18 protein-coding genes are annotated in these 20,967 nt (G+C 63.7%); 11 read left to right on the top strand and 7 right to left on the bottom strand.

The features are described 5' to 3' along the window. Nucleotides 1-20 precede the first annotated feature (20 nt). Nucleotides 21-509, top strand: a complete 489-nt coding sequence (locus ACRCUN_RS25035) for an AfsR/SARP family transcriptional regulator (RefSeq protein WP_462144316.1) — start codon at nucleotides 21-23, stop codon at nucleotides 507-509. A 127-nt stretch (nucleotides 510-636) separates the two neighbouring features. Here the strand turns inward: ACRCUN_RS25035 and ACRCUN_RS25030 are convergent, their stop codons facing one another. From ACRCUN_RS25030 to ACRCUN_RS25010, 5 genes are all read right to left on the bottom strand, one after another. Then, nucleotides 637-1,302, bottom strand: a complete 666-nt coding sequence (locus tag ACRCUN_RS25030; RefSeq protein ID WP_462144315.1) for a twin-arginine translocation pathway signal — start codon at nucleotides 1,300-1,302, stop codon at nucleotides 637-639. Next, nucleotides 1,299-2,132, bottom strand: a complete 834-nt coding sequence (locus ACRCUN_RS25025; RefSeq protein ID WP_462144314.1) for an Rv1363c family protein — start codon at nucleotides 2,130-2,132, stop codon at nucleotides 1,299-1,301. Before ACRCUN_RS25025 ends, ACRCUN_RS25030 begins: the two co-directional genes overlap by 4 nt. 124 nt (nucleotides 2,133-2,256) lie before the next feature. Next, complete coding sequence (locus ACRCUN_RS25020; RefSeq protein ID WP_462144313.1) at nucleotides 2,257-3,771, bottom strand: FadD3 family acyl-CoA ligase; 1,515 nt, start codon at nucleotides 3,769-3,771, stop codon at nucleotides 2,257-2,259. Continuing rightward, complete coding sequence (locus ACRCUN_RS25015; RefSeq protein ID WP_067847621.1) at nucleotides 3,768-4,958, bottom strand: amidohydrolase family protein; 1,191 nt, start codon at nucleotides 4,956-4,958, stop codon at nucleotides 3,768-3,770. Before ACRCUN_RS25015 ends, ACRCUN_RS25020 begins: the two co-directional genes overlap by 4 nt. Before the next feature lie 35 nt (nucleotides 4,959-4,993). Further along, complete coding sequence (locus ACRCUN_RS25010; protein ID WP_462144312.1) at nucleotides 4,994-6,571, bottom strand: AMP-binding protein; 1,578 nt, start codon at nucleotides 6,569-6,571, stop codon at nucleotides 4,994-4,996. A gap of 58 nt (nucleotides 6,572-6,629) precedes the next feature. Here ACRCUN_RS25010 and ACRCUN_RS25005 point away from each other — a divergent pair, with 58 nt between their 5' ends. Beyond that, on the top strand, nucleotides 6,630-7,346 hold the full coding sequence (locus ACRCUN_RS25005; RefSeq protein WP_462144311.1) for an enoyl-CoA hydratase/isomerase family protein: 717 nt from the start codon (nucleotides 6,630-6,632) through the stop codon (nucleotides 7,344-7,346). A gap of 71 nt (nucleotides 7,347-7,417) precedes the next feature. Here ACRCUN_RS25005 and ACRCUN_RS25000 read toward each other — a convergent pair whose 3' ends face one another. Then, the gene (locus tag ACRCUN_RS25000; RefSeq protein ID WP_462144310.1) at nucleotides 7,418-7,951 is read right to left on the bottom strand and encodes a VOC family protein; all 534 of its coding nucleotides are present in this window, start codon (nucleotides 7,949-7,951) and stop codon (nucleotides 7,418-7,420) included. Between the two features lie 55 nt (nucleotides 7,952-8,006). Between ACRCUN_RS25000 and ACRCUN_RS24995 the strand changes: the two genes are divergently transcribed. The 4 genes from ACRCUN_RS24995 (at nucleotide 8,007) to ACRCUN_RS24980 (ending at nucleotide 12,760) form a co-directional block, all read left to right on the top strand. Further along, complete coding sequence (locus tag ACRCUN_RS24995) at nucleotides 8,007-8,450, top strand: Zn-ribbon domain-containing OB-fold protein (RefSeq protein ID WP_462144373.1); 444 nt, start codon at nucleotides 8,007-8,009, stop codon at nucleotides 8,448-8,450. Then, nucleotides 8,447-9,592: a thiolase family protein gene (locus ACRCUN_RS24990; protein WP_462144309.1), complete on the top strand. Its 1,146-nt coding sequence runs from the start codon at nucleotides 8,447-8,449 to the stop codon at nucleotides 9,590-9,592. The genes ACRCUN_RS24995 and ACRCUN_RS24990 overlap by 4 nt, the downstream gene beginning before the upstream one ends. Nucleotides 9,593-10,002: 410 nt before the next feature. Next, nucleotides 10,003-11,376 carry a WS/DGAT/MGAT family O-acyltransferase gene (locus ACRCUN_RS24985; protein ID WP_462144308.1) on the top strand — a complete coding sequence of 458 codons (1,374 nt, stop codon included), beginning with the start codon at nucleotides 10,003-10,005 and terminating at the stop codon, nucleotides 11,374-11,376. A gap of 472 nt (nucleotides 11,377-11,848) precedes the next feature. Continuing rightward, entirely contained in the window at nucleotides 11,849-12,760 is a 912-nt protein-coding gene (locus ACRCUN_RS24980; protein ID WP_462144307.1) for an SDR family NAD(P)-dependent oxidoreductase, read from the top strand. A gap of 220 nt (nucleotides 12,761-12,980) precedes the next feature. Here the strand turns inward: ACRCUN_RS24980 and ACRCUN_RS24975 are convergent, their stop codons facing one another. Continuing rightward, entirely contained in the window at nucleotides 12,981-13,799 is an 819-nt protein-coding gene (locus ACRCUN_RS24975) for an Emopamil-binding protein (RefSeq protein WP_462144306.1), read from the bottom strand. A 231-nt stretch (nucleotides 13,800-14,030) separates the two neighbouring features. Here ACRCUN_RS24975 and ACRCUN_RS24970 point away from each other — a divergent pair, with 231 nt between their 5' ends. The 5 genes from ACRCUN_RS24970 to ACRCUN_RS24950 all read left to right on the top strand — a co-directional run bounded on the left by ACRCUN_RS24970 (nucleotide 14,031) and on the right by ACRCUN_RS24950 (nucleotide 20,954). After that, the gene (locus tag ACRCUN_RS24970) at nucleotides 14,031-15,410 is read left to right on the top strand and encodes a cytochrome P450 (protein ID WP_462144305.1); all 1,380 of its coding nucleotides are present in this window, start codon (nucleotides 14,031-14,033) and stop codon (nucleotides 15,408-15,410) included. 3 nt (nucleotides 15,411-15,413) lie between these two features. After that, nucleotides 15,414-16,322: a Coq4 family protein gene (locus tag ACRCUN_RS24965; RefSeq protein WP_462144304.1), complete on the top strand. Its 909-nt coding sequence runs from the start codon at nucleotides 15,414-15,416 to the stop codon at nucleotides 16,320-16,322. Between the two features lie 151 nt (nucleotides 16,323-16,473). Then, a complete protein-coding gene (locus ACRCUN_RS24960) occupies nucleotides 16,474-17,622 on the top strand; it encodes a 3-ketosteroid-9-alpha-monooxygenase, oxygenase component (protein WP_462144303.1) in 1,149 nt (382 codons plus the stop codon). Nucleotides 17,623-17,883: 261 nt separating this feature from the next. Beyond that, entirely contained in the window at nucleotides 17,884-20,139 is a 2,256-nt protein-coding gene (locus ACRCUN_RS24955) for an MMPL family transporter (RefSeq protein WP_462144372.1), read from the top strand. An 8-nt stretch (nucleotides 20,140-20,147) separates the two neighbouring features. Beyond that, nucleotides 20,148-20,954, top strand: coding sequence for a phthiotriol/phenolphthiotriol dimycocerosates methyltransferase (locus ACRCUN_RS24950; RefSeq protein ID WP_462144302.1), 807 nt, complete (start codon nucleotides 20,148-20,150; stop codon nucleotides 20,952-20,954). Nucleotides 20,955-20,967: the final 13 nt, after the last annotated feature.

Here is a 20,967-nt window from a genome sequence, read left to right as displayed (position 1 = left end):
CGCGCTCGACGATTGAGCGCGTGTCCAAGCAGTTCGCGCTGAACCTCGTGGGTGAGTTCGCCGTATACCGTGACATGAAGCCGTTGGTGTTACCACCGTCGTGTCGCCGGGTGGTGGCTTTGGCCGCCGTGAAACGCCGAGAGTTGCACCGTAGCTGGGTGTGCGCCACGCTGTGGCCGTACAGTCCGCCGGCCAAAGCGGTCGCGTCGTTGCGTTCGGCGCTGTGGCGCCTGCGCCCACTGGGCGCCGACCCGTTGCTGGTGGTGAATCGCCATCACCTGGCGCTCGCACCGCACGTGTGGGTGGACTGGCATGAGGCGCTGCACCTGGCCGAACGCATGAGCCCGGATTCGGATCCGCGACTGCGCCGCCTGCTGGGCGACGGCGATCTGCTCGACGGCTGGACGGAACCGTGGTGTGTGACCGAACGCGCTCGTTTCCACGCGCTCAAGCAGGCGGCGCTGGCGTCACCCGCGATACGACGTCCGAATTGCGGAGCGATGCCATGACCGCGTTACTCGTCGCCATGGCCATTCTCGGCGTCCCGCTCATCGCATTCGGGCTCCATGAACTGCAGGCCCGGCTCGAGCGTTGGGAGTACGAACGCCACGCCGAGGACTGAGCGGCGATCCGGCCCTACACCGGGTCGAAGGTCGAGATCAACCAGTTGCCGTCGATCTTGCTCAAGCCGACTTTGACGCTGCTGACCGCAAACGCCCCATCCGGATTCTCTTCGCTCGTGGTGGTCTGGTTGATGAACAGCAGAACCACTGCGGAATCCGGCGTGATTTCCGCGACAGCGCCATTGACTACCGTGGCGTTCGTCTTCACCTTCTTCTGCTGGGCTGCCGGCGTGACGACCTTGGTGGTGAAGTCGGTGTAGTAGGACAGGAAGTCCCCCGTCAGATGCGATTTCGCGTTGGCAAAGTCCTTGTCCAACGTGTCCGGGGCGTACGACAGCAACGCGACGGTGCCGTCGGTGGCCGCCTTGACGGCCACCTCCGCCGCCGCGGCGTCGGTCTGCTGATCGACCCGGAACTGGGTGAAGTACAGCACCGCCGTCACTGCCGCCGACGCGATCAACGCCACCGCAACCATTATCGGTACGAGCTTGCCCTTGATCACCCGTGCGGCGATCCGTTTTCCCCGCTGGGGGGATTCGTCGTCGTCGGTGCCGGCACCTGCCGGCTCCTCCCGTCCTTCACCGTCTTCGAACTTGGCGGTGGACGGTTCGTCCGCCGCGTCGTCGACTGCAGTGTCCTCGAGGGCGGCGGTGTCTGCGATGTCCTGATCCACGGTCACGGTACGAACTCGACTTTCGACAACTTGATCTGGTCACCGTCGCGGGCGACGCTGACACTCAGGCGCCAGTTGCGTGGATCTTGTTTGGCACCCGCGGCATTGGTGATGTGGGACGTCGCGGCGACCAGGACGACGGCGGAGTCGTCGGTCATCGAATCGACGGCCGTCGAGTTGACGGTCACATCGGTGACGACCTTGGACTGCTCGGCCACCTTTGTGAAGTCGTCAGCGGTCGCCTCGAAGTCGGCTTTGAACTGTCCGGTCGAGCTGTCGATGATCCGCTGGACGTCCTCTTTGGCGTGGTTGAAGTCCAGCGACATCAATGTGACGACGCCCTGCCGTGCTGCGGCGGCGAACTCCGCGGCCCGTTGCTGCTCGGCCTGCACCTGGCGGTGATTGACGACCATGAAGCCGCTGGCCGACAGCAAGGCGATTGTCGCAAGGGCTGCCACACCGACAGCCAGGCGCTTCCAGAAGCGGCTCCCCGGTGCACGAAGCCTGCGATCATGCTCGATCGCAGGCGCTTCCTCGGCCGCGCTTTCACTGATCTCATCGACGACGGCATCGCCGGCGCCGTCGGCGTCGGCCACCTGAGCCGTCTCAACGCCGTCGGACGGCGGGTCAGGTTCGCTCTTGGCCGCCTGCTCGGCTTCCCGGCGCAACCGGATGGCACGGGCCCTGGCCCGCGCGGCGGCGGCTATCGCCTCAGCCTCCTCGGCTTCGGCCTCGGCCTGCTCGGCCAACGCGAGCGGGTCGCTCGGCGACACCGCATCGACATCGATGTCGTCTCCGGTATCGAGTACCGGCGGCGAAGGCTTGCGGGACGGCATGTCGACCTCCTGTCCGTTCAGCAGCCTGCTTAATGAGAATCACGTTATCAGTTTCTGACAGTGTCCCGACCATACATCATTCACAAAGGGCACGGATATGCCGTTCTTACTGCGGAAATGATGTTTACGTGCTGTGCGAATGCTCAGCCGATTCTGATCGGTCTTCCGTCCGTAACCGGGTCTGCAGCTGATCCTTCATGACCTTGCCCGTGGCGTTGAGGGGCAACTCGTCGAGAAACTCCACGTACCGCGGAACCTTGTAGCCGGCCATGCGTTCACGGCTCCAGGCAATCAGATCCTCGGCCGAAACGGAATCCCGCGTCGCACCCGGCCGTTGCTTGACGACCACGAAGGCCTTGCCGACTTGGCCGAGCCGTTCGTCGTCGACGCCGATGACGGCGGCCTGCGCAACGTCCGGGTGCTCCAGCAGGAAACCTTCGATCTCCGCGGGGTAGGCATTGAAACCGCCGACGATGAACATGTCTTTCTTGCGTCCGACGATGCGCAGCCGACCGTTGTCGTCGAGCGTGCCGAGGTCTCCGGTGTGCAGCCAGCCGTCGCCATCGACGGCTTCGGCCGTGGCGGCCGGATCGTCGAAGTAGCCCTGCATCACGCTGTAGCCGCGGACCAGTACCTCACCGTCGTCGGCCACCGTGACCTCGACGCCGTCGCACGCGGTGCCGACCGTGGTGGCGATGTCCTCGAACGAATCCCCCGGCCGCGACAGGGTCGCGGTTCCGGCCTCGGTCAGGCCGTATCCGGTCGCCAGAGTTTGGAACGGCAGCTCCTCATGGATTCGGCGGACGAGTTCCACGGGTATGTCGGCGGCCCCCGTCACGCCGGCCCGCAGGGTGGCCAGCTTGGTCTTGTCCGGAACCGCGAGCAGCGAGTGATACAACGTCGGCGGACCGGGCAGCATCGTGATGCGTTCGGCCGCGATCAGTTCCACCACGGCATCGACATCGAACACCGGAACGGGCAGCACCGTGGCGCCCCGGATGAGCGAGGCGATGCAGCCGGCCTTGTAACCGAACGTGTGAAAGAACGGATTCACGATGAGGTAGCGGTCGCCCTCGCGCAGATCGGCGAGATCGCACCATTCGGCGTAGAGCCGCAGCGTCTGCCGATGGTTCATCATGACGCCCTTGGGGCGGCCGGTGGTTCCCGAGGTGTAGATGATGTCGGCGATGTCGGTGCCGCTCAGGTCCGGCGCTTCATACGCGGGCCCGCTTTCGAGGAAGCCCGACTTCAACTCGATCGCCGGTACCCCGGCGGGCACCTCGAACTCCTGGCCGAGAAAACCTTGTTGACGCAGAACGGCTTTCGCGCCGCTGCGCCGGATGACATCGCCGGCCTCCTCGGCCTTGAACCGGGTGTTGACGGGTACCATCACCGCACCGGCGGTCAGTGCCCCGAACGCGGCGATCATCCACTCCGCCGAGTTCGGCGCCCAGATGGCGATCCGGTCGCCCCGCTCGATGCGGAGTCCGTTGAACGCGCCCGCCGCGCGGCGAACCCGCTCGGTGAGCTGGCTGAAGGTCAAGCGCAGCGGACCGTCGACGACGGCTTCGGCGTCGCCGAATCGGTCCGCTGCGCTCAAGACCATCTCGGGGATGGTCTGCCAAGGAACCCCGGTCACGTCGTGACGAGACGACCCAGGTTGCCACCCATGATCTTGGCCTGATCTTCGACGGACAGGTGCTCGAGCGCGGTCACGTAATGCGTCGGTTCGGCCAGGCCTTCGGGATGCGGCCAGTCCGAGCCGTACAGCACCTGATCGACGCCGATCAGGTTGATCAGATCGTCGATGCCCTCCTCGTAGAACGGGCTGACGTAGATGCGGTTCTTGATCTCCTCGATCGGGTTGCCCAAGAACGCTTCCGGCGCCTTCTTCCACACCTCGGCCATGGAGTCGAGCAGCGGGAACATCCATTTGGACCCGGCCTCGACGATGCCCACCTTGAGCTTCGGATGCCGGAACAGCGCGCCGTGGATCACCCACGAGGCCACCGCGTCCTGGATCGGCCGCCACTCGTTGAGGATCGCCATGGCGTTGGTCTGGAACGGCAGCATCTCCTGCGCGGCGCCGTCCCACTCGGACGTGTACCGGGAGTAGCCGCTGTCCGACGAGTGCATGCCGACGAACACGTCGTGGTGGACGACCCGCTCCCAGAACGGGTCGAACTCGGGCAGCGCGAACGAGCGCGGCCCGCGGAAGCCCGGCACCGGCGCAGGACGGATCAGGATGGCACGGGCGCCGCGCTTGACGCACCATTCCAGCTCTTCGATCGCCTTTTCGACGATGGGCAGGGTGATGACCGGGGTGGTGAAGATGCGGTTCTGGTAGTTGAAGCCCCACACCTCGTCCAGCCACTGGTTGAGGGCGTGGATGAGCACATGGATGGCGACCGGATCGTCGGAGAGGCGTTCCTCGATCAGGCTGGCGAGTGTCGGGAACATGAGGCTGCGGTCGACGCCGAGTTCGTCCATGACCTTGATGCGCGGCTCGGGCTCGAAGAATGCCGGGATCGCCTTCATCGGCTCACCGAACAGTTCGCGCTTGCTCTTGCCGTCCGGGTTGCCGTATTTGAAGTACTCCTCCCAGGCTCCCGGCTTGGCGACCACCGAGAACGTGGGGTTGGGGATGTAGTTGCTGATCTGGCCCTTGAGCGCAATCTTGGTGCGGCCGTTGACCTCGACGTACTGGACGACGTCCTTGTACTCCTTGGGCAGGTACTTGGTCATCGCCTCCGGCGGCTCGTACAGGTGGTTGTCCGCGTCGAACAGCGGGAACGGGATGTCAACCCGATGCGACAGTTGCCCCATGAAACACTCCTTTTCTTATCACGAGAATCGTATTCTCATTGTACGGATGTCGCAATATCCCCCGCGGCGGCCGACTCCCGTACGGCCTGGCGGACGCGGAATTTCTGCACCTTGCCGCTGGCCGTCCGCGGGAAGTCCTGACCCTCCGGCACCTCGTGCAGTTCCTCCGGCCATTTCTGCCGAGCGACCCCGGTGTTCTCGAAGTGCGCCCGCACCTGGTCCAGCGTGGGCATGGCCTGACCGGACTTGATCCTCAGCACCGCGGCGACGCGTTCGCCGAGCCGCGCGTCCGGGGCGGCGACCACGATCGCCTCGATCACCTGCGGCATGGCCAGCAGCACCTCCTCGACCTCGAGCGCGCTGATGTTCTCGCCGCCGCGGATGATGAGATCGCCGGCGCGATCGGTGATCGTCAGGTAGCCGTCGTCGTCGAGAATCCCGACATCGCCTGTGCGGTACCAGCCTTCGTCGTCGAACACCTTGGCGGTCAGCGCGTCATCGGTATAGCCGAGGCACAGATCCGGTCCGCGGCTGAAGATCTCGCCGTCAGGGCCCAGCCGGATCTCGACTCCCGGACGCGGATTGCCGTCCGTGTACAGCCGTTTGGCCTCGGGTGCGGACGGGGACGAGCCGGTGATCGACGGATGCTCGGTGCTGCCGTAAGACCGGAACACGAAGATCCCGAGATCGGCCAGGCGCCGGGTGACCGCCGTGGGCACGGTGGACCCGCCCAGGCCGACAGTCTTGAAATGGGCCATGTGCTCGGGTGTGCAATCCGGGTGGTCCAACAGGCTGGTGACGAAATACGGTGGCCCGCCACCGATCGACAAGCCGTCGGATTCGATCAGCTTGAGGACCTTGCCCGGATCCCATACGTCGCACAGGTCGATGGGCGCACCTTCGAGCACGGGGATCAGAAAGGCACCCAGCATGCCGATGAAGTGTCCGACGGGCGTCGCAGTGAGCTGCCTGCCCCGGTCCGGCGGGTAGTTCTCCAGCAGCTGGCGCGTCTCGAAGCCGAGCGTCTGATGGCTGTGCACAACACCTTTGGGATCGCGCGTCGTACCGGAGGTGAATGCGATGAGCGCCGGGGCGGCCGGATCGGTGGCGAGGGTGCCTGCCATGGGTTCGTCGGCGAGCAGCTCGTCGAACGACGGTTGGCCCACGAGCCCGACGATCGGCACCTCGGCACACAGGTCGGAATGAAACGTCATGCGACCGAACCGCTCGGTGGTGAGGAAGACCTTCGGCTCGGCGGTCGCCAGGATGTGGCCGAGTTCCTTGCGCCCGTAGAAGTGCACGATCGGCACCGTCACGGCGCCGAGGAACGCCGAGGCCCAGAATGCGGCCGCCGCCTCCATCCAGTTCGGCAGCTGCAACGCCACCACGTCGCCGGGTCCGACGCCCCGATCGCGCAGTCCGGCGGCGAGTCGGCGGCCGATCAGCTCGACATCGCGGAAGGTCCCGGCGTACGGCCGCACGTCGGAGTGGACGTGAAACGCGGCGTCGGGGTTGGCCGCCAAGCCGTCGGCCAGTATCTGGCCGAGCGTCTCCGGCGTCCACCATCCTTCTTCGACGTACCGTTTGGTCAGCTCAACGGGGATGTCGCGCACGTCGGTGATGCTATTCTCAGCTAGCGAGAATGCCAATACCGGAACTGGAGAACGATTGATGGTCGACCTGGAACTCGACGGTGAATTGGCGGTCGTCACCATCGACCGGCCCCATGCCCGCAACGCCATCTCGCTCGACACCATGGACGAGTTGAACAAGGCGCTGGACGGCGCCGTCGGATCGCGCGCGCTGGCGATCACCGGCGCCGGCGACCGGGCCTTCGTCTCCGGAGGCGACCTCAAGGAACTCGCCGCCCTGCGCACCGAGCTCGAGGCGGCGTCGATGGCGTGGCGCATGCGCGCGATCTGCGACCGCATCGCCGGGTTTCCTGGACCGGTGATCGCGGCCCTCAACGGCCACGCCCTGGGCGGCGGCGCCGAAGTGGCGGTGGCAGCCGACATCCGGATCGCCGCCGACGACATCAAGATCGGCTTCAATCAGGTCGCGTTGGAGATCATGCCGGCCTGGGGCGGCGCGGAGCGCCTGACCAAGTTGGTCGGCGGTAGCCGGGCGCTGTTGCTCGCCGGCACCGGGCGCATACTGGGCGCCGCCGAGGCCGAGCGCCTCGGCCTGATCGACCAGGTGTTGCCGCGCGCCGAGTTCGCCGACGGCTGGCGAGCCATCGCACGCTCGCTCGCGAGCAGGCCGGCCGGGGAGATCAAGCGCGTGATGGCCGGTGTGCCGACCACCGAGGCGGTGGCCGCGTTCGCGCGCCTGTGGGTCGCCGACGCGCATTGGGCGGCCGCCGACAAGGTGATGAACCGCGGGAAATGACAGTCCCCGCCGAGTGGCCACTTATGACACGCACTTTCGGGATTCGCGTGCCGTAAGTGGCCACTCGCGCGTCAGCCGGCGGTCAGTTCGCGGACCGGGTCGCTGCCGTCCCACCGCGCCGCGGCCTGACGCACGAATGTGGCCATGCCCTGTGAGGCGTCGGTCAGTTCCATGATCTCGACGATGGCCGCCCCGGCGGGCGGCTCGAAGTAGGCGAAACGCACCCCGTCCCCTTCACCGCCCCACCACACCCTCGGCCAGCCCGCGTCGTCGAGCTTGGCCATCGCGCCGTCGAAATCCGGTGCCCAATAGGCGAGTTGGTGAAACCCACCGCCCGTGGTGTCGAGGAACTCGGTGAAGACACTCCTGGTGTCGTCGAGCTGTTGGATCAGCTCGATCTGGAGATCGCCACTGTTGGACAGCGCCATCGACAGCGTCACCGCACAGGGCTTGCCGCGGAAGGTGACCCGTTGCGGCAGCCCGCGGATGACGAACCACGGGCCGACGCCCATCTGGAGCCAGCCGGAGATGGCGTCATCGAGATCGGGCACCACATAGCCGATCTGGCAGACCGTCCCGGGTAGGACGGACTTGTCGAAACCCATGCGTGCAGCCTAATTGGCAGTCGGTTCTCACTAGACGAGAATTGCATTTCCCATTATCGTCAGCGACGTGTCAACACAGAAAGCTCTGGCGCCGGAGATCTCCACCTGGCCCGAGGAGAACCCCCAGCTCATCGGCAGCCGCTGCGCCGACTGCTCGGCCACCACCTTCCCCGCCCAGGCCCGCTGCCCCCGCTGCAGCAGTGCCAACACCACCGAGACCCTGCTGCCCCGCCGCGGCACCCTCATCGCCTGGACCACCCAGGGCTTCCCACCCGGACCGCCCTACAAAGGCCCCACCGGAAAAGACTTCGTCCCCTTCGGCGTCGGCCTGGTCCAACTCGGCGACACCATCCGAGTCGAAGGCCGACTCACCGAAAACGACCCCGCCAAACTGCAATTCGGCCAACACGTCGAACTCACCATGATCCCGTTCACCACCGACGACGACGGAAACGAGATCATCACCTTCGCCTTCACCCCGGAAGGGACCGACAAATGACCAACGACGTCGCAATCATCGGAGTCGGCATCCACCCCTTCGGACGATTCGACAAGACCGCCATGCAGATGGGCGCGGAGGCCATCGAGAGCGCGCTCGCCGACGCCAAGCTTGATTGGAAGGACATCCAGTTCGGATTCGGCGGCAGCTACGAGGTCTCGAACCCTGACGCGGTCACCCGGCTGGTCGGCCTGACCGGCATCACGTTCACCAACGTGTTCAACGCGTGCGCGACGGCAGCCAGCGCGATCCAGCAGACCGCCGACACGATCCGGCTGGGCAAGTACGACATCGGCATCGCGATCGGTCTCGACAAGCACCCCCGCGGGGCGTTCACCGACGATCCGGCCAAGCTGGCCCTCCCCCAGTGGTATGCCGAGAACGGCCAGTTCGTCACCACGAAGTTCTTCGGGATGAAAGCCAACCACTACATCCACAAGCACAACATCTCGCAGGAGACGCTGGCGCGCGTGGCCAACAAGAACTTCCGCAACGGCGCACTGAATCCGAATGCGTTCCGCCGCAAGGAGATTTCGGTCGACGAGATCCTGAACTCGACCGTGCTGAACTATCCGCTGACGCAGTACATGTTCTGCGCACCCGACGAAGGCGCCGCCGCGGTGATCATGTGCCGTGCCGATATCGCGCACCGCTACACCGACAAGCCGGTGTACGTGCGGGCCAGTGAGATTCGCACCCGCACATTCGGCGCCTACGAGGTGCACGCCACCTCTGCCCCACTCGACGAAGACGCCTCACCGACCGTGTACGCCGCCAAGGCCGCCTACGAGGCCGCGGGCATCGGGCCCGAGGACGTCGACATCGCCCAGTTACAGGACACCGACGCCGGCGCCGAGGTCATCCACATGGCCGAGACCGGACTGTGCGCCGACGGCGAACAAGAGAAACTTCTGGCCGACGGCGCCACCGAGATCCATGGGTCGATCCCGGTCAACACCGACGGTGGGCTCATCGCCAACGGTGAACCGATCGGCGCGTCGGGCCTGCGCCAGATGCACGAGCTGGTGCGCCAATTGCGCGGCGAAGCCGGCGACCGCCAGGTGCCCGGCAATCCGCGTGTCGGCCTGGCTCAGGTGTACGGGGCGCCCGGCACCGCGTCGGCCACGATCCTGTCGCTGTAGATCCTTGCGCGAGTTCCCTTGCGCGAACAGACGTGACGATCACCTGCTGCTAGCATTTTTCGCGCCTGCCCGTCCAGGTAACGTCACCACACATAGATCCGCTCGGCGCAGCGGGTCCGGTGGCGTGAATCTCGAGAACGCCCGCAACTCCGACGTAGAACCCCCGTCGACGACGGGCATATCCACAGGCCGCCATTGCGCCTTGGGGGCTATGAATCCGTCAGGCCTCCCGAAAACCGCGAATAGTTATTTACCCGGTGAATCGTTCCCCAACTCGAACCATTCTGTCTGACACTGGATCTGGACAGCTCCTTGCGAACCGCACGTTGACATGATTCACTGCTTCGCAATGACGAGGCTCCGTTAACGAGACTCGGAATCGTGAGTTCGGGCGGGGGCGTGCAGGCATTATGACCATCCATCGGCTCGCTGGAATCGATACGGCATTTCTTCGGATGGAAATCGCCGCACAGCCGTTGCACTCGTGTTCGCTTGCAGTACTCGATGTGTCCGCGCTACCCGGCGGTTACAGCTTCGAGACGTTCCGCGCCAAGTTGGGCGCGCACGCACAGCTGCTGCCCGAGTTCCGCGCCAAGCTGATTGACACCCGGCTGAACTTAGGTACACCGGCGTGGGTGGATGACCCTGATTTCGACATCGACCGGCACGTGCGTCGCATCGAAGTCGCCGCACCGGGTGGCCACATCGAATTGTGCGAAGTCGCGGCACGTCTGGTAGCAGAACCCATGGACCGCAGCCAGCCCTTATGGGACATCACGATCATCGAGGGGATGTCGGGTGTCGACCCCTGCGTCAGTGGTCGCATCGCTGTGCTTGTCCGCACGCACCACGTCTTCGCCGATGGGGTTACTTCCGGCGACCTGTGGGCCAAGCTGTATGACGAGGCCCCTCCGGCGAAACAAGCCGGTGGGTTCGGGCAATGGACCGCCCGACAGGTTGCGATACAGGGGATGGGGCAGGCTGTTCGACGTCCGTGGTTCTTCCTCTCCAGTGTGTTGCCGCGAACGGTGGTGGCGCTGTCGAGAACAATCCGGCGGGCAAAGTTGAGACGGGCCATGAGCAGTTGGTTTATCGCTCCCAGAACCCCGTTCAATGGCGACATCGATTCCACCCGCGAGGTTGCCTACGTTCGGATCGAGTTGAAAGATATCGAGGCCGCCAAGCGCAAGTTCGGCGTCAAGGCCAACGACGTACTGACCGCGGTTGTATCCGGTGCGCTCGTTCGATATCTCAAGGCACGATCAGCACTGCCCGACAAGGACCTGGTTGCCGGCATTCCGGTGTCGCACTACGATCCGACCAGAGCGGCTCGCAATCAGCTCACGCCGATGTTTTGTTCCATTCACACCAGCCAAGCCGATCCATTAGAACGGGTCGCAGACATAGCGAAAACAAATTCGATTGGGCAGGAACACATTTCGGCCATCGGTTCGGCACTTCTCGAGGATTGGGCACAGCTGGTGCCAACTATCTTCCGAAATGTGGTGTGGTTCTTTGCCAAAACCGGTATCGGAAAGCGACAGCCACCCGTCAATTTGACGTTCTCGAACGTACGAGGGTTTCAGGAGCACATTCTTGGTGCACCGATCGTTGTCAACTATCCGTTCGGACCGATTGTGAACCAGATCGGGCTCAACATCACCGCCTCGACCCTCAACGATGCAGTCGGGATCGGCTTCGTGGGCTGCCCGACATTGATCCCCGACATCTGGGAACTGGCAGAGGCTGTGCCGCAGTCCCTCGAGGAGCTGTTGAATGCATAGCTCGTCCCGGCCGGTCTCGGAGTCATAAACCGCGAGCCGCTCCGGCGGGTCGGCCACCGAATCGGCGACGTAGTTGGGCTTCATCACGAAGCTGCCTGCGGCTCAACCTTCCAGCGTGTCCTGACCGGTTCACGGGAGCGCAAGCGCACTGGTCATACGACCTGATATGTCTCCATACCGAACACGTACACACCGGTGTCGATGCGCAGGCTCCCGGTGGTGGTCCACGCGGAGCTACGTGCATCGCGACGACGCGTACACCTCGGGTCATCCAGCCGTACATCTCCTCAACGTGATGTGGTTCCATTCGGCGTCGGCGCGGTTGCCGACTCGATCCCGGTGAGCGACAGAAGTACCATCGAGATTCCGACCGACAGATCTCATCGAACCAAATGCTGTGCCTTGGGTTTCGTCCAGCAGCACTGGCTAATTCCGGCCACTGGCACCTCTCGAACGCCGTATCTTCGTACCCATGGCTACGCAGAAGTGGACGGAAGCCGACATCCCCGACCAGAACGGCCGGGTCGCAATCGTCACCGGAGCCAACACGGGCCTGGGTTATGACACCGCACGCGCGCTGGCGTCGCACGGCGCACACGTCGTCCTGGCGGTGCGCGACACCGCCAAAGGAACCGCCGCGGCTACCCGAATCACCAACGCGGAGCCCGCCGCTAAGGTCGCCGTACAGGAATTGGACCTGGGGTCCCTGGCGTCAATCTACAGCGCCGCCGACGAATTGGGCCGCGCCTACCCGCGGATCGACCTGCTGATCAACAACGCCGGCGTCATGAACAGAGAGACTCGACAGGTCACCTCGGACGGATTCGAGGTGCAGTTCGGTATCAATCACCTCGGCCACTTCGCGCTGACCGGACTGCTCATCGACCACCTACTGCCGGTCCCGGGGTCCCGCATCGTCACCGTGGCCAGCAACGCACACAAACGGCGCGCCGCAATCCATTTCGACGATCTGCAGTGGGAGCGCCATTACGACCCGAGCGCCGCATACCCTCAGTCCAAGCTGGCCAATCTACTGTTCACTTACGAACTTCAGCGTCAGTTGGCCGCCAGGAACGAACCTACAATCGCGGTGGCCGCCCATCCGGGCCTGTCCAACACCGATATGATGCGTCACCTACCCGGTGTCGTGCGACCGTTCCTTCCACTCCTGGCGCAGTCCTCCGCCGCCGGTGCGCTGCCCACCCTGCTCGCGGCCACCGCCCCTACGGTGCGCGGAGGGAAGTACTATGGTCCGAACGGAATTGGCGGGTTTCGCGGCGCTCCGAAACTAGCCCGGTCCACCAGAAAATCGCATGACCAGACTCTGCAACGTCGGCTGTGGGCGGTGTCAGAGGACCTCACCGGTGTCGTCTACCCCCTGTGATGCGCAGAGCCGAAGAGCATCAGCCCATCATCGCCGACGTGTCGGGGCGCCTCAACAACTCCTCGATGGACAGTCACGTGGTTTACGCCGCCGACGTCGAAAGGTCGGATCCGAAGAACCTGGTGAACTTCCTGTCGCCGAGGATATCGTGGCCAGCCAAACCGATTGGCTGGCATTGCATCCCGGCGTGCCGCAGGCACTCGAGGGACTATTTGGACGCCTAGGGCGCCGAGCCCGCCGGGGTGTGAGGTCTATCGACGTCCTGCGAATCGAACCCCGTGCGGACCTGTTGGTGAATACCGCTGATCCGGTACAGGTAGGCGAGCTGTTTGACGATGAACGGAAGGCAGATGGCTGGCCCGGCCAGCCAGGGGCTGTTCATGAACAGGAACTTCAGGACAAATCCCCAGAAACCCTGTCCGAGATGTTCGAATGACGCACGCGCTTCGGAGACGTAGTAGATCCCGAAGGCAGTGAGATTGTTGGTGAGGGCGAGGCAGCACCACCACAACGCGTTGATGCGCTTGCCAATGTCGTCCCCTGCGGCCAACAGCCGGAGCCACTGCACGAGGAGCACGATTCCGCCGATCACGACGAATGTCTCTACCGCGAAGAGGCCGGCGTCGCTGGTGAGGTACCGAGTGTCAGCCACCCCGAACAACCACCACATCCAGCCCCACCGGTTCTCCTCGGTCAGATCCATGTAGCCGAACAGATCGCCGACCAGCCAGACGAGTTCCCAGAAGATCTGACTGGAGGCCGTGATCGGAATCCACACCAACAGGAACTCGTTCGATTTCTCTAACGTCGTGCGCTGCTCACCCGGTGCATCCCACCACGCTGCAGCCATCGCGACGTAGAGGGGAACGGTCAGCGCAGGCCCGAAGACGAGCCCCGTCGGTTCCATCGGCCAAAAGCCAGTCCCGACAAGAATGACCGGCACCCCGGCGAGCAACAACCCGAACACCGAGCACCAGAAGTACACCTTCAGACGACGGGAATCCCACCGTCGCTTGAAGTCGTGTTGGCCTTCCCCCACTTTATGTTTCCTCCCCCGGTTCCTCCCTATGCCCTTCTGCCAGAACTCATCATGACAGCGGGCGACGTGTCTTTGTGGCACTTCTCCAACAGGGAATGCAATCTTCTTACCCTGCAGCAAATTCTCTGAGATGCGCCGAACTTGACGTTGACACAGTAAACACGATGTGTAAACCTTTGCGTTAAGGAAAGCCTGCCACTGCCGATTCTGGGGGATTCCGAGGTTGGGGCTATGAGGGTGTTGTTGGGCCGCCGGAAAGGTTCGGCTGATCAAGAGCCGGGTTACGGTCGACCGCCTGGCCCGAGCCTCTTCGAACTGGCCGTGTTGAGCGCACGGCACGATGTCTTCTACGGCCTACTGCCCGAGGTCGCGCGCAGGCACGGCGACGTAGCCAACCTACCGGTTCCCGTCCTGGGTTGGACGATGACCCTACTGAGTCATCCAGACCACGTCGACCATGTGATGACTCGCCACCACAGCCGTTACGTCCGGCACCACCTCACCAATGAACTCGTCGTCGGCGAACCCGACGTGATGCCGGTGCTGGAGGGCCAGGAATGGCGGCAATGGCGTCAGTCACTCAATCCGTTTTTCACCGAGAGTTCCCTTGCACGGCTTAGTGAGTCGATGACAGAAGCCGTCGCCGCGGGGATGGACGACTGGCGAAGACACCTCGGCAGCGATCGGTGGATAGACCTCGAGTTGGAACTCGGAACGGTCGTCATGGACGCGCTGATGCGGTCGATGTTCAGCACGGTGCTTGATCGCGACACCCTCGGCCGCTACGTCGAGGCCGCGCGCGATCTGGGCTCGTACACGATCAGCCGCGCACTGATGTCGACGTTCCCCGCGCTGCTACCCCGGCCGTTCCAGCGCCGCGGCGAAGCCGCTCAGGCCACCCTTCTCGGTGAACTCGACAAGGTCATCGCACAACGGTTGACGGACAGGCCGCGGGCATCCGCTGATCTCCTCGACGTACTGATCGACATGGCATTCAACGGATCTCCGGATCAGCGGTACCGCCGGCTACGCACCGAACTGTCGTCACTGATCTTCGCCGGCTTCGAGACTACGGCGCAGTCGGCGGCATGGACAGTCGCCCTGCTGCACGGGAATCCGGCCGCGCTGACCAAGGCTCACGCCGAGGTCGATGCGCTCGGCGGCGTCCCTTTACGCTACGCGCACCTGGAGCAGCTGACCTATCTGCGCGCTTGCTTCGACGAAGCATTGCGCATGCAAGCCTCGCCCGGCCTCATTCGCACCGCCGGCGATGACGACGAGATCGGCGGCTACCACATTCCGAAGGAGTCGCACGTTCTGCTCTCGCCGTACGGACTGCACCACGACCCACGGTTCTGGACTCGGCCAGAGCGCTACGAACCCGAACGATTCATTCTGGGCAACATCAACCGAAATGCCTACATCCCGTTCAATATCGGACCGCGAAAGTGCATGGGCTGGCGAATGGCATATATCGACGGGCTGATGACGCTGGCCGCGATCCTGCAGCGCTACACCCTTGAGCTGCGACCCGGATGGTCACCCAAACCCAAGATCCGCATCTCGACCGGCCTGGTCGGCGGACTGCCCGCCCGACTCGCGCGGCGGTGACGGATGTACGGATATACGAATCCACACGGGGTGGTGCCCGACCAGCGGTCGTGGCGCAGGGTAGCCGGGTATTGGTTCCGTGCCACGCGCGCCGTATGGTCGGCCCCGCCGCACGGTCCGAACATCGGGCGCACCGCTCGGTTGCGTCAGAGTGCGCTCGACGTCATAAAACCCACCGGCGCACACATGTTCGCAGGCCTCTACCTGCTCTGCGCTCCAGCCTTCGCCCGTCTGTTTTATCAGGTTCGCGCACATCCCCACGGGCGCAATATCATTCGAGACAAGCCCGATCTTCTCGCGTTACTGAGAGATGATGAATACCTGGCGGGATTGCCGGTCGGGACGCTGGGACACGGCTATCGAGCTTTCATGGCGACATACGGGCTCGACAGCTGTCTGTTCCACGAAGCCGACGTCATCCGCCCACTGGCTGAGGCGCTCAACTGGCACGAAGACTTCTTCTACTTCATGGTGCGCCACACCGTGGTACATGACCTCCAGCACGTTGTGTCGGGGTACGGGCCCGACGTCGTCGGTGAAGTACTTGCCATAGGCTTCCAGTCTGGTCAGACTCAGCCCGCTGGCGCGCTCGAGAAGTTGGGCTACGCCGGGGCGGCATGGGTACCCGGAGCTTCGCTGGGTCACAGAATACGCGTCTACCGAAAGGCGGTCGAAAGGGGCAGCCGTGCCGATAAGCTCGCCGCGGCACCGTGGGAGGATCTGCTCGACAAACCCCTTGGCGAAGTGCGAGCGCTCCTGGGTGTCAATTCCGTGCGCGTGGAACATCCGTCTGGACTCTGGTTCGCGACATGGACGCCGGCGTGGATGTCCCCTGGAACGCACTGGGATTACGACGCGCTCCTGTCCGAAGGGGGGCAGGAGACACCGCAACCGACGGAAGGTGACGGGTAAGTCCGAACGCCTGTTCCCCGAAAGGGACGTCGTCGGCCGCGTAGGACGCCTCGCGGGGAGGCTACACCCAAATAGTCTGTTGCACAACGGAGTTATGAGCGCATTGATTTCGCGACGACCGGCACTTGGTTTGGATGAGTTCGGGGGGCACATGGATTCTGTTCGCTATATCGAAACCGGGGCGCTTCCCACGAGGTATGCCCGGGGATGGCATTGTCTGGGCCTGGAGGATTCTTTCCGCGATGGCAAGCCTCACGCCGTCGAGGCCTTCGGTACCAGACTCGTCGTCTTCGAGGACGACAGCGGGCGGCTGAGGGTGCTCGATGCCTACTGCAGACACATGGGCGGGGACCTCAGCCGCGGTTCGATCAAGGGCGACGCCGTCGCATGCCCGTTCCATGACTGGCGCTGGCGCGGTGACGGCCGCTGCGCTTTGGTGCCCTATGCCAAACGGACTCCCAAGTTGGCCCGGACCAGGGCCTGGATCACCTGCCAGAAGAACGGCTTCCTCTACCTGTGGCACGACCATGAAGGCAACCCGCCGCCGGACGCGGTGACCATTCCCTCGATCGATGCGGCCTACAGCGACGAATGGACCGACTGGACGACCAAGCAGTGGCGCATCGATAACTCGCATAGCCGCGAGATCGTCGACAACCTGGCTGACACGGCGCACTTTTTCTACGTCCACGACGGGTTCCCGACCACGTTCAAGAATGTCTTCGAAGGTCACGTGGCACGCCAGTTCCTGATTAACCGGGGACGTGCCGATACGAATCTCGGACCGGAGTTCGGCAAGTCGATCCTCAAAGTGGAGTCCTCTTACTACGGGCCTGCCTATGTCGTCACCCACCTGGACAATGACTTCGGCGGATATCGCACCGAGGCCGTCCTGATCGCCTATCACTATCCGGTGGATCAGGACTCGTTCATGCTGCACAACGCGGTTTCGGTGCGGAAGCCACGGGGGCTCGACGCCGAAACAACCTCCAGACTCGCCACTCTGGTAGCCGAGGGCGTGACAGCGGGATTCGAACAGGACGTCGAGATCTTCTTGCACAAGGCGAAGATCGACAACCCCTTGCTCTGTGATCAGGACGGCCCGATCTACCAACTGCGGCGATGGTACGAACAGTTCTATGTCGACGTCGCGGATGTCACCGCGGACATGACGGCCCACGTCGAGTTCGAACTCGACACCGAGTACCCGGTCTCCGTATGGAGCCGAGAGGTCGAAGAAAATCTGGCACGGCGATCCTCCATCACCACAACAGGTTCGGCGCTGGCTTCTGATGTCTGATCCGGTGTTGGTGACTGGCGCGTTCAGGTTCATCGGCCCCGCGGTCGTGCTGCAGTTGGTGGCCGATGGCCGCACTCCCGTCGCGGCCGGCATGGGGTCCATGCCCCGCCCTCTCGTGACATTCCGACTGGGGCGCCCGGCGGCCTACCGCGGCGCGGACAGTCGATGCGCCGACCCGTGGAATGCCATCGCACTGAGATTCGGTGATCTGCGGCCGCACCGGAATGAGGCGACGGATTGACAGCCGGTCGTGCCGTGAGGATGAACCTGCTGCAGCGACTCGCTCGCGTGGCTTTGACCGCACCGAGACGTGTATTGATCGGTGCAGCACTGCTGACGTCCATACTGGGCCTATTTTCGAGTTCGGTCGCCGAAAGTCTCAGCGCCGGGGGCGGATTTGATCCAGGGGCGGAGTCTGCGAGAGCTAATGCGTTGCTGGAAGCGAAGTTCGGACGAAGCCCGTGGCAACTCATGATCACTGTCTCCGACGAACAGGATGTACGGGATGGTCCGGCACGTGTGGTCGGAATGTCGATCGTCGACCAGTTGAGCGCCTCGCCGCACGTCGTCAAAGTGACGTCACCGTGGACGGTTCCGGCGCACGACGCCCCAAGATTGATCAGCAGAGACGGATCTTCGGGTCTGATCGTGGCAGGTATTGATGGAGACGAAGGCACGGCCGCGGCGCGGGCTACCGAGCTCTCTCGACAGGTCGTCACCGACAGGGACGGTGTGAGGGTACGTGCCGGTGGTGTGTCGATGTTCTACTCGCAGATTGAAGAACAGACTCAGCGCGATATGTTGCTGATGGAGTCGATCGCCATCCCGATCAGCTTTTTCGTACTCGTGTGGGTATTTGGTGGCCTGGTCGCGGCCGCGCTGCCTGTCGCGGTCGGCGTGATGGCCGTCGTCGGTTCATTGGCGGCGCTGAAGTTCATCGCATACGGCACCGAAGTTTCGTTGTTTGCGTTGAGCCTTTGTGTCGGACTCGGGTTCGCCCTGGCCGTGGATTACACCCTGCTGATCGTCAGCCGTTATCGGGACGAACTGGCTGACGGAAGATCCCCAGACGACGCATTGGTCAACACGATGGTGGCAGCGGGTCGCACGGTGTGCTACTCCGCTATCACGGTCGCGACGTCGTTGCTCGCCCTCGTACTGTTTCCGACTCCGATGCTGCGTTCAATGGCGTACGCGGGCGTCGCGGCAGTGGGCTTCGCGGCGGTCGCGGCCATGGTCGTCGCTCCAGCCGCGATCGTGCTGCTCGGTGACCGATTGAACGCACTCGACATCCGCAAGCTCATCAGGCGGGCGTCGCGGGGCGACCACCCGGTGGAGGAGAGGATCCTCTACCGCACAACGCGTTTCGTTATGCGTCATCCGATTCCCGTCGCCACCACGGTGATCGCCGTGCTGCTCGTGCTCGGCGCGCCCTTCCTCAACCTTAAGCTGGGCAGCCCCGACGATCGGATGCTGCCGGAGTCTGCGTCCGCACGGCAGGTCGGCGACCAGTTACGCGACGACTATGCAAACGATGAAGCGTCGGCGGTCATGGTGGTGATTCCGGATGCGGCTGGGCTGCCACCAGATGCGCTCCATCACTACGCGGCACAACTGTCCGGCGTTGCAGGCGTGTCCGCGGTGTCCGCACCCGTCGGCACCTACGTATCAGGCGCGATGGTCGGACCACCGTCCGACGGGAGCGGCGCAGCCGAAGGCAGTGTGTTGATGACGATTACGAGCACGGTGCCCACGCTGTCCGAAGAGTCCGATACTCAACTCGAACAACTCCGTGCCGTCACGGTGCCGGACGAGCGGTCGGTGCTCTTCACGGGCTTGGCCCAGGGCAATCATGACAATGTCGAATCGGTGACGAAACCTTTGCCGTGGGTGCTTGCCACGTTGGCGGTGACGGTCTTGGGCCTGCTTTTCTTGCTGACCGGCAGCGTGGTGATACCGATCAAAGCTCTGGTCCTAGGTGCGCTGTCGTTGACGGCTACCCTCGGCGCACTGGTGTGGATCTTCCAGGAGGGCCACCTCGGAGCCCTCGGCACGACGCCAATCGGCGCGTTGTCGACATTCCTTCCGGTGCCGCTGCTTTGCTTCGCCTTCGCATTGTCGATGGACTATGAGGTGTTCCTCGTCTCCCGAATTCGCGAATACTGGTTGAACTCGGAACGCACACAAGCGGATAACGAAGCGAGTGTGGTGCTCGGGGTGACGCGCTCCGGTCGGGTCGTGACTGCAGCGGCACTTCTGATGGCCATCCCGTTCGCCGCACAGATCGGCAGTCAGGTGGCGTTGATCCGGATGTTCGGTGTCGGACTGACGATCGCCCTGCTCGTCGATGCCACGCTGATCCGCATGGCGCTCCTGCCGGCGTTCATGCAGCTACTCGGACGATGGAATTGGTGGGCGCCAGGCCCACTGGCTCATTTGCACGGGCGTCTGCACCGCGGCCAGCTGACCTTCCCGATGATCCGATGTCCTCCGCTACCGACCTCACCACGAAAGTAGGATTGCCCATGGACCTGGTGTTCCGCGCCGTCTACAACCCGATCACGTGGAAGTACTCGGCCAAGCATGCCTATCCGCTACAGACCCGTCGGTTGGAGCGCGACGGAACCGTCTTCCTCGATGCCGGCTACGAGACGGATCCCCCGCTGGGGCTGGCACTTGACTTTGCTGACGAACCCGACCGGCCCTCGATCCAGCTTTACCACGCCACGGCCACCCAGACCGACATCACGGACAAGCGCGTACTGGAGGTGGGATGCGGCCACGGTGGCGGAGCCTCGTATCTTAAGCGGTACCTGCGGCCGGCGTCGTATACGGGCTTGGACCTCAACGGCAGGGGAATCGACTTCTGTAAGCGCATCCACCAAGTGCCGGATTTGACATTCATTCAGGGCGATGCGCAGGACCTGCCTTTTCCCGATGCCTCATTCGATGCTGTCGTGAACATCGAATCGTCGCACTGCTACCCGGATTTCGCGAGATTCTTGCGCGAGGCGGCACGGGTGCTCGTCGAGGGCGGACACCTTCTCTACGTTGACCTCAGGAAGCGCAAACACGTACCGAAATGGGAAGCACAGCTGGCCGACTCACCGCTGACCGTTCTGGCCGGGCGCGATATCAACGCCGAGATACTGCGGGGACTGGACACAATTTGGGGCGCACCCGCCACACTCGAACGATTCAAACGGCACACGCCGTTGCTGTTGCGCAAACTCAGCAGAGGGGTGGCCGGTGCACCTGGGCACGGGCTCCATCGTGCCGTGGCGACGGGAGATATCGTGTACCGGATGTATCACCTGTCGAAACACACGTGACCTGGGACGGGTG

Source organism: Mycobacterium venezuelense, from assembly GCF_054919535.1.
This window is presented reverse-complemented; position numbering and strand designations above follow the sequence as displayed.

Bases quoted from the DNA above. Each gene is read 5' to 3' on its own strand.
- ACRCUN_RS25025 (WP_462144314.1), bottom strand. From the start codon at position 2,132: ATGCCGTCCCGCAAGCCTTCGCCGCCGGTACTCGATACCGGAGACGAC.
- ACRCUN_RS25015 (WP_067847621.1), bottom strand. From the start codon at position 4,958: ATGGGGCAACTGTCGCATCGGGTTGACATCCCGTTCCCGCTGTTCGAC.
- ACRCUN_RS25005 (WP_462144311.1), top strand. From the start codon at position 6,630: ATGGTCGACCTGGAACTCGACGGTGAATTGGCGGTCGTCACCATCGAC.
- ACRCUN_RS25000 (WP_462144310.1), bottom strand. From the start codon at position 7,951: ATGGGTTTCGACAAGTCCGTCCTACCCGGGACGGTCTGCCAGATCGGC.
- ACRCUN_RS24990 (WP_462144309.1), top strand. From the start codon at position 8,447: ATGACCAACGACGTCGCAATCATCGGAGTCGGCATCCACCCCTTCGGA.
- ACRCUN_RS24985 (WP_462144308.1), top strand. From the start codon at position 10,003: ATGACCATCCATCGGCTCGCTGGAATCGATACGGCATTTCTTCGGATG.
- ACRCUN_RS24980 (WP_462144307.1), top strand. From the start codon at position 11,849: ATGGCTACGCAGAAGTGGACGGAAGCCGACATCCCCGACCAGAACGGC.
- ACRCUN_RS24970 (WP_462144305.1), top strand. From the start codon at position 14,031: ATGAGGGTGTTGTTGGGCCGCCGGAAAGGTTCGGCTGATCAAGAGCCG.
- ACRCUN_RS24965 (WP_462144304.1), top strand. From the start codon at position 15,414: ATGTACGGATATACGAATCCACACGGGGTGGTGCCCGACCAGCGGTCG.
- ACRCUN_RS24960 (WP_462144303.1), top strand. From the start codon at position 16,474: ATGGATTCTGTTCGCTATATCGAAACCGGGGCGCTTCCCACGAGGTAT.
- ACRCUN_RS24955 (WP_462144372.1), top strand. From the start codon at position 17,884: ATGAACCTGCTGCAGCGACTCGCTCGCGTGGCTTTGACCGCACCGAGA.
- ACRCUN_RS24950 (WP_462144302.1), top strand. From the start codon at position 20,148: ATGGACCTGGTGTTCCGCGCCGTCTACAACCCGATCACGTGGAAGTAC.